Source organism: Mesobacillus thioparans (assembly GCF_965138835.1).
GTDB lineage: Bacteria > Bacillota > Bacilli > Bacillales > Cytobacillaceae > Mesobacillus > Mesobacillus thioparans.
In genome coordinates this window covers 358,537-371,234 of record NZ_CBCSFH010000001.1, presented here as the reverse complement: position 1 = coordinate 371,234, position 12,698 = coordinate 358,537, and the positions used below count along the sequence as shown (strand labels likewise).

Here is a 12,698-nt window from a genome sequence, read left to right as displayed (position 1 = left end):
AGAGATGCCCGTTATTTTTCTTGCAGGATACGGTTTCCGAGAATCCAAATGTAAATGAGCAAGCTGCCGATCGTAATCAGCGGCCCGGCCGTCGCCAGGAGGCTGTATGCGTCGGCCAGGCGGCTTCCCTCTGAAGCGAGATACTCCATTACCGGCAGGGCATTTGATGGCTGGCCATCCTGGAAAAAGCGTTCATAAACCGGTTTCCAAAGGATGAATGCATAAAAAGCAGCAAAGAATCCATGGATGATCCGGGCGAAAAAGAAAGGCTGGAAGCGGATGTCTGTCTGGGCGAGGATGCTTGCCACCTGTGCCTGAACGCTAAAACCGCTGAATGCAAGTATGAAGCTTGTTATGACGGCCTGATGCATCAAAGTTGCATCCTGGACCTGGCTGGTCATCTGGCTGCCCAGGGTGATCTCGAACAGGCCAGAGATAAATGGAAGGCTAAGCATGTCTGTCATCCCCATCATTCCGAGCATGATTTCAAGGAATTTGGCAAGGAAACCAGTAATGTGAATGTGGAATAACAGTTTATTGATAACCGAAAACAAGATGATGAAGCCGCCGATCATCAGCAGGGTCTGGATGGAAGACGTCACTGCATCACCGAGAAGTTTGCCAATCGGGCGGTTGTCCTTGATCCTTGTTCTGTGCAACGCTGCAAAGGCATCCCTGATGGACAAATTCCGTTCCTTATCCTTAGTAGTGCTTTCTTCGCTCCTCCCGTAGAACCTCATAATCAAACCTACGCTGATATTCCCAAGATAATGAGCCAGAGCGAGTATGACCCCAAGCTGGACATTGTAAAAGAAACCAACTGATACAGCACCGAATATGAAGAGGGGATTGGATGAATTTGTGAATGAAACTAATCTTTCTGCTTCAATTTTCGTCAGCTGCCCTTCCTGACGCATCCTTGCCGTCAGCTTGGCTCCTGCTGGAAAGCCCGAAGCCATTCCCATCGCCCAGACAAACCCGCCGACACCAGGTACCTTGAATAGAGGCCTCATCAAAGGTTCGAGAAGGACACCGATAAAACGGACGACACCAAACCCGATCAGCATTTCGGAAACGATGAAAAAAGGAAGGAGCGAAGGGAAGACAATTTCCCACCACATATTCAATCCCCTGATGGATGCGTCAAAGGATTCCTGGGGAAAGGCAATGAGCGAAACAGCCAGAAAGGTGACGGAGGCTGCAAGGAAAAGGGTTTTTAATCTTGATTTTAGCACTTAAAATTCTCCTTCCTGCGGTCGTGCTGTGAAACTTTTTTAAACAGTGGTAAAATAGAGGGAAACTCACCAGTGGGGTAATTTTCCATCCATCCCCTTATATGTACCTGGTCACTTAAGTGAAAAGCCCTGAGACTGGGCCAGTTTTTAATTATATTTTTTAACTGGAACATGATTAGTTGTCAGCCTTGTCCTCATATAAATCAATATACTCGCTGAACTTCAAATTAGACCAAGTTTAGCAGGTATCGATAAAAACATGGTTTTAAGGGAGGAAAAAGCTTTGGCAGGACCAAAGATCGGTTTAGCCCTGGGTTCAGGAGGGGCAAGAGGTTTTGCCCACCTGGGTGTTATAAAAGTTCTTCGGGATGAAGACATTCCCATTGATTTGATAGCCGGCAGCAGCATGGGGGCGCTTGTGGCATCATTCTACGGAGCAGGACTCGATGTTGAACGGCTCTATAAACTTTCCCGTGTATTCAAACGGAAATACTATCTCGATTTCACAGTGCCAAAGATGGGGTTTATCGCTGGGAAAAGAGTGAAGGAACTCATCAGGATCTTTACTCATGGCAAAATGATTGAGGAGCTGGATATTCCGATTGGAATTGTTGCAACAGATCTCATGTCGGGGGAAAAGGTGGTATTCAAGGAAGGCCCTGTGGCTGAAGCTGTAAGGGCAAGTATTGCAATCCCGGGAATTTTTGTGCCCGAGAAACTTGGGGGCAGATTATTCGTCGATGGAGGCGTTGTCGACCGGATCCCTGTTTCTGTCGCCAAGGAGATGGGAGCAGATATCGTCATCGCCGTTGATGTCTCAAGCGTGAAAATCAATGAGGATGTTACCTCTATTTTTGACGTCATCATGCAAAGTATCGATATCATGCAGATGGAGCTGGTCGCGAATCGGGAGGTTGCTTCCGATGTGATGCTCCGCCCGCCAGTTGAAATGTTCAATTCAAAAGCATTCACCAATATAGAAGAAATCATTGAGATTGGCGAAGAAGAAGCGAGGAAACATATAGATAAGATCAAACAATGCATTGGTCAATGGAAGGAGCCGCAAACAGAATGAGCAGAAAAAGGTCCATAGGGATTTCTATATTGGCAGCGATTTTAATCATGATCAGTGCTCTTTTTTACCTGCCATACTATGTAACAAAACCCGGAATGGCAAAAGAGCTGGAACCGATTGTCGAGGTAGAAGGCGGGTATAATGGCGAGGAAGGTGATTTCATGCTAACAACCGTCAGGATGGGCAGAGCCAATATATATGCCTACCTCATCGCCAAGTTAAGCAAATACCAGGAAATTTACCCAGTTGAAGATATAAGGGCCGAGGATGAAACGGATGAAGAGTACAATATCCGCCAGCTTCACATGATGGATAACTCTAAGACGTCAGCGATCGAAGTTGCTTATAAAAAGGCTGGGAAACCAGTGGAATATACTTATAAAGGAGTCTATGTACTAAGGACGATGGAGGGGATGCCGGCTCATGGCAAACTAAAGCCTGGCGACCTTGTATTCAAGGTGGACGGCAATCCCTTTTTATCATCCGAGGAATTTATTAAATATATCAGTTCGAAAAAACCGGGAGATACCGTCCAGCTTTCTTATAAGCGCAACGGAAAGTCCAATCAGGTGAAGATTCCACTGAAGGCACTTGATGATGGAAGTAATCGTCCAGTAGTAGGAATCCAGCTTGTGGATGACAAGGAAATTGATGTGGAACCGGATGTAACCGTGGAATCAGAGGAAATCGGCGGGCCGTCTGCAGGGCTGATGTTCTCCCTGGAGATTTACAATCAATTGGTTGAGGAAGATTTGACAAAAGGATATGAAATAGCTGGCACGGGGACAATGAGTACCGATGGAACCGTTGGAAGGATCGGCGGAATCCAGCAAAAAGTAGTAGCAGCTGATAAGGCGGATGCTGAAATCTTCTTTGCGCCATTTGAAAAAGGTGCAAAAGGCTCCAATTATGAAGAAGCACTTATTGCTGCAAAAGATATCAAAACAAAAATGAAAATCGTTCCAGTCGATACGTTTGAAGAAGCCGTATCCTATCTGGAGAATCTAAAAGAAAAATCACGCTGAGGCAGCGTGATTTTTTCTTAGCTTTTTAACATGATAGGCGGCTGGGCGAATTCTTCTGCCAGCAATTTTTCCTGGCCGCTGCCGTTTTGGCTAAGCGCATAGATTCTGGCGGCTCTCGTATCCAGTGTAAGATCAGGGTGTGAAAATGCTGAAAGCTTAGACACGAGAGGCAGGCTGAGATCCTTTTTCCTGATGTTCAAGTAGGCTCGCCCTTTTTCGGAAGCCCCTAATAACCTCAGGTAATCTACTTTGTATTTGGCGGTTTTCATTTGATCTTTTCTTGTATTGGTTAAAATGTGGAGACAGACTCTTTGCAGCCTTGTCCATGTATAACGCTTGGTCTTAATGGATTCCATGAATTGCTGGAAGCTGTTTGCGGCTGCCGCAGCCGCAAGCAATCTATTTTCCAGACCTTCTTCCACCTCATAGAACTCGTTCAATTCCTCAGGGGTGCTTTGCAGCAGCCTGTATTTTAAGAAAGGCCAGTAATTTTCCCAGGAATGGAATCCTCCAAACTCTTCCTTATAGCTGATCAGCTGTCTGTATGTCGAGTCTGGGACATATTGGCGGATGGCTTCCATTTCGCCTGAAGCCCCGAATAACGCCCTGCGAATGCTGGTCGCACTGGAAATCGTCGCTGAAGCAAAATGCTCATCATGGTAGCCAGCGCTTTTTCTGGTGATTGTCTGTGCCGTCATCTGGCTTTCCTGCCTGAGCATAGCTTGGATATAATGCATCCCCAAAATGTTATTCGGCTTTGATATATCAATGAAGCTTTCTGAAGGAGCGAGTGATTGAAATGCCAGTGCTATTGACTTTGGATAGCTATTTCCTTCAGCAGCATAAAATCTGATCTTTTCCTGAAAAAGATCATTGTTTGCCTCGAGGAATCTGACCGTCTGCCTGAAGGCTTCGAGATCTCCTGATTCACTTCCGAAGCACAATGTGTCACAGCCTGCTTCAGTCAGGATTGAGACAGCTCCTTCTGCGAAGATTTCAGCATGCTGAGTCGCAAACCGGTAGGGAAGTTCAAATACAATATCTACACCAGCATCGAGAGCCATTTTCGTCCTTGCCCACTTTGAAACAAGTGCAGGTTCACCGCGCTGAAGGAAATTCCCGCTCATGGCGGCGATGGCAATATCAGCTCCCGACTGTTCTTTAGCTTGCTGTAAATGGAATAGATGGCCATTATGGAAAGGATTATATTCAACGACGACACCAACAGCTTTCATTCTAGTACTCCTTCGTGTTATGATGGGTATTGCATTGTTTTGAAGTTTAGATTAATGTATTTATGTAAATTATAGTGTAAAGAAAAAATATTGACAAATGATTATGCGAAGGGCTATAATTACCTTTGTTGCCTTGGGGTGATTCTATGAAATGGACAATAAGTCAGATACAAAAACATCGAAATAAGGACTTTCTGATTGACGAGTATGTTCGGATGGACTCAATTAAGGAAACAGAACCGACGATCCGTGAGGTATCTCCCATCCATTTAACTGGAAGGGCGGATATCAGTGCCACGAGAGTGACATTCCATATCCGGATTGATGGTCATCTGATTCTGCCTTGTTCCCGGACACTGGTTGATGTAAAATATCCAATTGATGTGGAAACAATTGAAACTTTCATGCTAAACAGCTACGACTATGAAGCTGAAGAGGAAGTTCATCAAGTAACAGGCGATGTCATTGATCTTGAACCCATCATCAGGGAAATCTTGCTGGTCGAAGTGCCGATGCAAGTATTCTGTGATGATAGCGCTGGTCAAGAAGGCGCACCCCAGTCAGGTAAGGATTGGGAAGTAATCGAGGAACAGGAGAAATCCGAAAAACTTGATCCCCGGCTTGCCGGACTTGCAAAATTCTTTGAGGATTCTGAGGATTCCTCTGACTAATGAATTAAAAAAGAGCGTGGAGGTCCAGAAAAGGACTGGCCTTCATAAACTTTCTTATTCCTTTTAAGGAGGTGGGAAGAATGGCTGTACCATTTAGAAGAACGTCTAAAACTGCGAAAAGAAAACGCCGTACTCATTTTAAATTACAAGTTCCGGGTATGGTAGCATGCCCTAACTGCGGTGAAATGAAACTTGCTCACCGTGTGTGCAAAGCTTGCGGAACATACAAAGGAAAAGAAGTTGTAAACGACTAATTTTCACTCAGAAAAAGCACAGGATGCCGATGCATCTCTGTGCTTTTTTGTCTTAATTTGCTCCTTTATACAGAAAATTGATACAATTTAAAGGACTAGTTTTTTAGGAGGAGCAGGATGGATTCATGCATAATTTCAAAAGAAAAAGACGGGGTGCTGCTTTTTACGATCAACAGGCCCCGCATGAGGAATGCGATTAATTTTGACGTAATGGCAGGGCTGGAGTCAGCGATCGAAATGGCTGCAGATCAGGATGTTAAAATATTCGCCATCACAGGGGCCGGTGAGCAGGCCTTCTGTTCCGGAGGGGATTTAACTGCCTTCCATCAATTGAAGACAGAGGAGCAGGCGTACGGGATGCTTTCGAGGATGTCGGGAGTTTTATATAAGCTGCTGACACTGCCAAAACCAACTATTGCGATCGTTAATGGCTCTGCAGTAGGAGGAGGATGTGAAATAGCATCTGCCTGCGATTTCCGGATTGGAAAAGAGGGGATGAAAGCTGGATTCGTCCAGGCGAACCTGGCAATCACTACCGGATGGGGAGGGGGCACGATCCTCCTGGAAAGGCTTCCTAAAACTGCGTTTAGGATGCTGCTGGATGCAAGGGTCCACGATGCGGAAGAACTGATGGGACTTGGTTTCCTGGATCATATCTATAAAGAAGATCCTATCGATGCATGTCTTTCATTCATGAAAGGAAGCCTGAGTAAAGAGACAACAGTTTTAGAAGCCTATAAATCGTTAGTGAATAAAAAATGGGAGCAATTATCAATGAGAGAAAGGATGGAAGCGGAAGCCGCAAAATGTGCCGTGCTATGGGGAGAAGAAGCCCATCATAAGAAGGTGGACGAATTCATGAGCAAAAAAAATAAAAATAATTGATTGCTATTGGATGATATCAGTCTATCTTTCCTATTAGATGCATAAGAATGAATAAAAAACAATAGGAGGGATTTTCTGATGCCACTAACCCGTCAGGATGCCTGGTCACAGGACGAAGACTTATTGCTTGCTGAAGTAGTATTGCGAAATATCCGCGAAGGCGGCACGCAATTAAAAGCTTTTGAGGAAGTAGGGAAGCAGCTGTCAAGAACGGCTGCGGCCTGCGGTTTCCGTTGGAATTCCTATGTGAGAAAGCAATATAAATCAGGTATTGAACTAGCTAAGAAACAGCGAAAAGAAGCAAAAAAACAGGCGAAATCACAATCTCCTGCTGAAGAGATACAGGCTCCAGCAAGCGAAACGCCAAGCGCGGCCGAGGACAAACAGGTAAAACAATCGTCTCTCAGCATTGAAGCAGTAAAACAGTATCTTGACGACCTCTATGAAAAAGCGGGAGCTTTCAACAGTCAGGATGATCAGAAAGAAAAGATCCGCGGCCTGGAAAAGCAAATCTATTACTTGTCTGCTGAAAATGAAAAATTAGAGACAAAGCTCCGGTCGATGGAAGAAGATTATCGAGCCCTGATCGATATCATGGACCGGGCAAAAAAAAGAGTAGGCCCTAAAGGCGATGAAAAACAGCAGAAAATGAACTTTCAGGTAGAGGGAAAAGGAAACCTGGAGAAGGTTGAAAAGTAAAGAATGAGAAGCGCCTGCCATGTCTGGCAGGCGCTATTTTCATATTATTACTGCCCTTGTTCAGTTACACCGGCAGGATACCAGACAAGTGGATTTTCCCCACGGTCCCGCTCGACATCATAATGAACAGGCGTGAAGCCCATCTTTTCCCAGAAGTCCTGGGACTTGACTCTAGGGTTCGTCTTGATTGGCAAACCAAAACTTTTAGCAAATTCCACGAGCGCTTTTCCATAACCTTTGCCCTGGTAATCCGGAAGCACTTCAAGCTTCCAAAGTTCCAGATAATCCTGCGAAGGTTCAAAGTAGCGGTCAAATTGTTTCTTGACTTGATATAGGCTCATGCGTGCGACAAGCTTGTCGCCGAAATAAATGCCGTAGAACGGAGAATCACTATCATTTTCCACAATATTCGCTTCCAGATCCTCCAGCATTGAAAGCTCCTGGTGCCCGTACTCCTTGAATTTCTTGAATTCTTCCAGTGTTTTATAATTGATTTTAAGTTTCTCCACTTTTTTCACCATAATGCACTCCCCTTATCAAGCCGCCAATCAATGATTGAACATGCGCTTTTCCTAATTCTGAAAAAGGCAGCTGAAATTATTGTTTTTTAAGTTCTGTTTTTATTATATTATAAAAACATGAAAAATTCTGCATTTGAATTTTAGAAAGCGGTTCCAATTTTTGCAGGAAAAACACAGAATATTGTAGAATTTTATATAGTGAGCGTATTTTTTTACGGGAAAGGGGAAAAAGCGTGCAAAAAATATTGATTGCAAACAGAGGGGAAATAGCGCTTCGCATAATCCGTACTTGCCGTGAGCTTGGGGTGAAAACAGTGGCTGTCTATTCTGATGCTGATCAGGAGCTGCCATTTGTTAAAGAAGCTGATAGCGCTTTCCGGATTGGTGAGCCGCCTGTTCAGAAGTCTTATCTCAATTCAGATGAAATTTTGAGGATTGCAAAAGAAGAAAAAGTGGATGGCATCCATCCTGGTTATGGCTTTTTATCGGAAAACGCAGAGTTTGCCCGAAAAGTGAAAGAGGCAGGTTTGACCTTCATCGGTCCTGCTCCTGATACGATTGAAAAAATGGGCGATAAAATCGTCGCCAGATCTACGATGGAAGCTGCTGGTGTACCGGTAGTGCCCGGCAGTGACCAGGGAGTGAAAACGCTTGAGGACGCTGTCGCACTTGCAGAAGGAATTGGCTACCCTGTCATGCTGAAGGCAAGCGGCGGCGGAGGCGGGATCGGCATGGTGCTCTGTGAAAATGAGCAAGCGCTCGCTAAGAATTACGAGTCTACTAAAGGCAGGGCCAAGGCATACTTTGGCTCAGATGAAGTATTCATTGAAAAATACATCAAGAATGCCCGCCATGTTGAGGTGCAGATTTTTGGCGACAGCCACGGCAATCATGTACATATGTTCGAACGTGATTGCTCCATCCAGCGCCGTCACCAAAAAGTGATTGAAGAGGCACCTTCACCATTCTTACGGGAAGAAACGCGGCAAAAGATGTATGAAACAGCAGTGACAGCTGCCAGGGCCGTGGATTATGTGAACGCCGGCACGGTTGAATTCATTGTAGATGAAAATGAGAATTTCTACTTCCTCGAAATGAATACAAGATTGCAGGTAGAGCATCCGGTTACCGAAACAATAACCGGCCTCGACCTTGTGAAGTGGCAAATCCTCGTTGCTCGAGGGGAAAAATTGCCTCTGCTGCAGGATGAAATCGAGAAGAATGGGTCAGCGATTGAATTTCGTCTTTATGCGGAAGACCCAGTCAGGTTCTTGCCATCACCAGGTAAAATCACTGAGTTTTCATGGGAGGATCGCGAAGGAGTTCGAGTCGATGCCGGTTATGAATCAGGTTCGACAGTAACACCTTATTATGATCCAATGGTGGCGAAATGCATCGCTGCGGGAGCGACCCGCGAAGAAGCGATCCAGATTGCCCAGGAATTTTTTGCAAAAATGAAGCTCGAAGGAATTAAATCGAACGCTCCATTGTTTGTGGAAATCTTAGGTGAAGAAGGCTTTAAATCAGGAGAATACACAACAGCATACTTAACAGAAAGAAAATTGGCATCTAAATAGAGGAGGAAATGGATTATGAAAGAAATTACAGCAACGATGGCAGGTACAGTATTGAATGTAATGGTGACAGCGGGTGATTCTGTTGCGGAAGGCCAGGAAGTATTGATGCTCGAATCAATGAAAATGGAAATTCCTGTTGAAAGCCAGGCTGCAGGTACAGTGGCAGAAGTCAAGGTGAACATCGGCGATTTTGTCAATGAAGGCGATGTCTTGCTTGTAATGGAATAATTGGATTGTTAACGATGGAATTAAGGCCCCCTTATGAAGAAGGGATAAGGCTTCAAACGGGGGCAAATAACGTTCAAATGGACTTATGGAGTGAGAAAGCTCCATCACATAAGGTTTAGGAGGGGAACAATGACGACTGCAAAGACTTTAACGGATACATTACAGGAGAAAGTCCAGCAAATTGAAGCTGGCGGCCATCAGAAATACCATGACAAGCTGGCTGAGCAAAATAAGATGTTTGTAAGAGATCGCCTGAATCTATTATTTGATGAAGGAGTTTATGAGGAGGATGGCAAATTCGCCAATTTCCAGGCTGGCGATCTTCCTGCGGATGGAGTCGTGACTGCTATTGGCAAGATCGGCGGTCAGACTGTCTGTGTCATGGCGAATGATTCAACAGTAAAAGCAGGTTCATGGGGTGCCAGGACGGTTGAGAAAATCATCAGGATCCAGGAAACTGCAGAAAAGCTGAACGTGCCTTTATTGTATCTTGTCGACTCGGCAGGAGCCCGTATTACTGATCAGCTAGATATGTTCCCGAATAGAAGGGGAGCAGGAAAGATTTTTTATAATCAGGTGAAATTGTCCGGTGTGATCCCGCAAATCTGCCTTCTATTCGGGCCATCAGCAGCTGGCGGCGCCTATATTCCTGCGTTCTGTGACATCGTGATCATGGTCGACCAGAATGCTTCGATGTATCTTGGTTCTCCAAGGATGGCGGAAAAAGTCATTGGCGAAAAGGTCACATTGGAAGAAATGGGCGGCGCCCGCATGCACTGCTCTGTGAGCGGAGTAGGCGATATGCTTGTCTACAGTGAGCAGGAAGCCATTGAAGCGGCGAAGCGATATTTGAGTTACTTCCCTGCAAACTTCCAATCCAAAACAGAATTGGTTGAAGGAGTGGCTCCAAAGGCAGGAAGAAGCCTTGAAGAGATTGTCCCTTTGAATCAGAATGCTCCTTTCGACATGTATGAAGGAATCGAGGCGTTGATCGATGAGGGCAGTTTCTTCGAAATCAAAAAGCTGTTCGCCCCTGAAATCATAACCGGCCTTGCCCGCATCGACGGACGTGCAGTAGGAATCATTGCGAACCAGCCAAAGGTGAAAGGTGGAGTTTTATTCGTTGATTCGGCCGATAAGGCAGCAAAATTCATTACACTATGCGATGCCTTCCATATTCCATTGCTGTTCCTTGCCGATGTGCCAGGCTTCATGATTGGAACAAAGGTTGAAAGAGCGGGAATCATCCGCCACGGTGCGAAGCTGATTGCGGCGATGAGTTCGGCTACAGTACCAAAAATTTCTGTAGTTGTCCGAAAAGCATACGGTGCAGGCTTGTATGCGATGGCTGGGCCAGCATTCGAACCGGATTGCTGTATCGCGCTGCCGACTGCGCAAATTGCGGTCATGGGCCCTGAAGCAGCAGTGAACGCGGTATATTCGAATAAAATCAATCAAATACAAGACCCGAAAGAAAAAATCGCTTTTGTCCAGGAAAAGCACCAGGAATACAAAGAGAGCATTGACATCTATAAGCTTGCTTCCGAACTGATCGTGGACGATATCGTCGCTGCGAACGATTTGAGGAACGCGCTGATCGATCGCTTCAAATTATATGAAACAAAGGACATGGAGTTCAGCGTCAGGAAACATCCTGTCTATCCTGTCTAACAAAATGAAACGGAGATCCTAGAGGGTCTCCGTTTCATTTTGTTGGCATCTATCAAATTAAATGAAAAATCCTTAATCCTTTCTTCCTAAGCAGCAAATGTTTCTGCTAAAATATGACTTAAGATCTTTTATTGCTCAATAACAAGTGATAGATTTTCAGGAGATTCGCAAGCTGTTGCTGCGATGTTTCCTTCAATGAGGGGTTTTTATGAAGATAGCGGTAATTGGCGGCGGTTCATTAGGTTTATTATTCTCCTATTACATGAGTAAAAAGAACGATGTTTGTATCTATACAAGGACAAAGGAGCAAGCAGACCTGATCAAAAAAAATGGACTGCATCTTATAAATGGCGGCATAGCACAGCCGCCGCTTAAAGTTTCGGCTGCTCCTGTACAGGATTGGAAAGGCAATGAAGAACTTGCGATTGTAGCACTGAAGCAATATCAGCTCCCTGGGCTAATGGCTGTGCTAAAGGCGAATGCAAGAAGCAGCGTCCTTTTCCTTCAAAACGGCTACGGACATATTAAGTTGCTTTCGGAGATTTCAGCGCCTGATGTATTTGTGGGATCGGTCGAACACGGAGCAGTAAGAGCAAATGATTACACCGTTCATCATAATGGCATCGGAGTCACCAGAACGGCAGTATTCCGGGGGGATGCCAATCTTCTTCAAGAAATATCGTCGGTGGTGCCTGCCGATTTTCCAGTTCTTCTTGAACCAGACTATAAAGAAATGCTTATCAAGAAGCTGGTAGTCAATGCTGTGATCAACCCATTGACTGCGGTCCTGAAAGTCAGGAATGGTGAGCTGATAACTAATTCATTCTACTTTGAAATTTTCAAGCAGATGTTTGAGGAGTGTGCCCTTGTCCTTGGGCTGGAACATCACGAAGAGTACCTTCAGAACCTGATGTCGGTATGCGAAAAAACGGCAAATAACCATTCGTCCATGTATAAGGATGTTGAAAATGGCAGACAAACAGAAATTGATGCCATCCTTGGCTACTTGCTCGAATTATCAATAAGCAAAAATATCAAAGCTCCATTAATACATAACTATTATCATTGCATCAAGGGGAAGGAGCAAGAAAGGGAGGGAGCATGATGCCTGGATTCTTCTCCGCACTTGTTGCCGCATTGATCACAGTACCGATAATCGGGTACCTGGCTGTGTTCATCATCACAAAACAAATCACAGGGAACCACCGTCGTTCCGTCAATCTGGCCATTGACTTCAGCACTTTTTTGCTTGTCTTGTCTGTCCATTTTTTGATTCTTACCATATGGGGAAAATCCTTTTTGTGGCTTATTCTGATCATTTTGTTCGGCTTGGCGGCAATTTTCGTCTGGATTCATTGGCATTATAAAGAAGAAATCGTCCTGCCTAAAGTTTTCAAGGGTTTTTGGCGATTTAATTTTCTGCTTTTCAGTTCGGCCTATATCATTCTTGTGCTATTCGGATTGTATAAGCGGTTAATGTTCCTGTTTGCTTGACCCGATGTTGGACCCGGCTTTGCGGAGGTCCAGCATTTTTTTGATTTCTTCATGCCAAAATGGAGAGCAGAAACCATCTGCATAGCATGCTGACTAATCCCGGCTGATGGTTCGGTTCCTCCTAATCT

14 protein-coding genes are annotated in these 12,698 nt (G+C 44.9%); 11 read left to right on the top strand and 3 right to left on the bottom strand.

What is annotated here, in order from left to right:
- Nucleotides 1-11: 11 nt before the first annotated feature.
- Nucleotides 12-1,235 carry a sporulation integral membrane protein YlbJ gene (ylbJ, locus tag ACNAZ4_RS01930; RefSeq protein WP_415812497.1) on the bottom strand — a complete coding sequence of 408 codons (1,224 nt, stop codon included), beginning with the start codon at nt 1,233-1,235 and terminating at the stop codon, nt 12-14.
- A gap of 283 nt (nt 1,236-1,518) precedes the next feature.
- Between ylbJ and ACNAZ4_RS01925 the strand changes: the two genes are divergently transcribed.
- The gene (locus ACNAZ4_RS01925) at nt 1,519-2,310 is read left to right on the top strand and encodes a patatin-like phospholipase family protein (RefSeq protein WP_415812496.1); all 792 of its coding nucleotides are present in this window, start codon (nt 1,519-1,521) and stop codon (nt 2,308-2,310) included.
- Nucleotides 2,307-3,335, top strand: a complete 1,029-nt coding sequence (locus ACNAZ4_RS01920) for a SepM family pheromone-processing serine protease (protein ID WP_415812495.1) — start codon at nt 2,307-2,309, stop codon at nt 3,333-3,335. The genes ACNAZ4_RS01925 and ACNAZ4_RS01920 overlap by 4 nt, the downstream gene beginning before the upstream one ends.
- 17 nt (nt 3,336-3,352) lie before the next feature.
- On the opposite strand, the gene ACNAZ4_RS01915 is transcribed toward ACNAZ4_RS01920, so the two are convergent.
- On the bottom strand, nt 3,353-4,570 hold the full coding sequence (locus ACNAZ4_RS01915; RefSeq protein ID WP_415812494.1) for a nucleotidyltransferase: 1,218 nt from the start codon (nt 4,568-4,570) through the stop codon (nt 3,353-3,355).
- A 146-nt stretch (nt 4,571-4,716) separates the two neighbouring features.
- Here ACNAZ4_RS01915 and ACNAZ4_RS01910 point away from each other — a divergent pair, with 146 nt between their 5' ends.
- The 4 genes from ACNAZ4_RS01910 (at nt 4,717) to ACNAZ4_RS01895 (ending at nt 7,079) form a co-directional block, all read left to right on the top strand.
- Complete coding sequence (locus ACNAZ4_RS01910; RefSeq protein WP_415812493.1) at nt 4,717-5,241, top strand: YceD family protein; 525 nt, start codon at nt 4,717-4,719, stop codon at nt 5,239-5,241.
- A gap of 80 nt (nt 5,242-5,321) precedes the next feature.
- Nucleotides 5,322-5,495: a 50S ribosomal protein L32 gene (gene rpmF, locus ACNAZ4_RS01905; RefSeq protein ID WP_023615018.1), complete on the top strand. Its 174-nt coding sequence runs from the start codon at nt 5,322-5,324 to the stop codon at nt 5,493-5,495.
- A 117-nt stretch (nt 5,496-5,612) separates the two neighbouring features.
- A complete protein-coding gene (locus ACNAZ4_RS01900; RefSeq protein WP_415812492.1) occupies nt 5,613-6,380 on the top strand; it encodes an enoyl-CoA hydratase/isomerase family protein in 768 nt (255 codons plus the stop codon).
- Nucleotides 6,381-6,458: 78 nt separating this feature from the next.
- Entirely contained in the window at nt 6,459-7,079 is a 621-nt protein-coding gene (locus ACNAZ4_RS01895) for an RsfA family transcriptional regulator (protein ID WP_415812491.1), read from the top strand.
- A 47-nt stretch (nt 7,080-7,126) separates the two neighbouring features.
- Here ACNAZ4_RS01895 and ACNAZ4_RS01890 read toward each other — a convergent pair whose 3' ends face one another.
- Complete coding sequence (locus ACNAZ4_RS01890) at nt 7,127-7,600, bottom strand: N-acetyltransferase (protein WP_415812490.1); 474 nt, start codon at nt 7,598-7,600, stop codon at nt 7,127-7,129.
- A gap of 233 nt (nt 7,601-7,833) precedes the next feature.
- On the opposite strand from ACNAZ4_RS01890, the gene ACNAZ4_RS01885 reads away from it, so the two are divergent.
- From ACNAZ4_RS01885 to ACNAZ4_RS01865, 5 genes are all read left to right on the top strand, one after another.
- Complete coding sequence (locus tag ACNAZ4_RS01885) at nt 7,834-9,177, top strand: acetyl-CoA carboxylase biotin carboxylase subunit (protein WP_415812489.1); 1,344 nt, start codon at nt 7,834-7,836, stop codon at nt 9,175-9,177.
- A gap of 15 nt (nt 9,178-9,192) precedes the next feature.
- Entirely contained in the window at nt 9,193-9,405 is a 213-nt protein-coding gene (locus ACNAZ4_RS01880; protein ID WP_415812488.1) for an acetyl-CoA carboxylase biotin carboxyl carrier protein subunit, read from the top strand.
- Between the two features lie 129 nt (nt 9,406-9,534).
- Nucleotides 9,535-11,076: an acyl-CoA carboxylase subunit beta gene (locus tag ACNAZ4_RS01875; protein ID WP_415812487.1), complete on the top strand. Its 1,542-nt coding sequence runs from the start codon at nt 9,535-9,537 to the stop codon at nt 11,074-11,076.
- A 208-nt stretch (nt 11,077-11,284) separates the two neighbouring features.
- The gene (locus ACNAZ4_RS01870) at nt 11,285-12,181 is read left to right on the top strand and encodes a 2-dehydropantoate 2-reductase (RefSeq protein ID WP_415812486.1); all 897 of its coding nucleotides are present in this window, start codon (nt 11,285-11,287) and stop codon (nt 12,179-12,181) included.
- Nucleotides 12,178-12,570, top strand: a complete 393-nt coding sequence (locus ACNAZ4_RS01865) for a DUF3397 domain-containing protein (protein WP_415812485.1) — start codon at nt 12,178-12,180, stop codon at nt 12,568-12,570. The genes ACNAZ4_RS01870 and ACNAZ4_RS01865 overlap by 4 nt, the downstream gene beginning before the upstream one ends.
- The last annotated feature ends 128 nt before the right edge of the window (nt 12,571-12,698 follow it).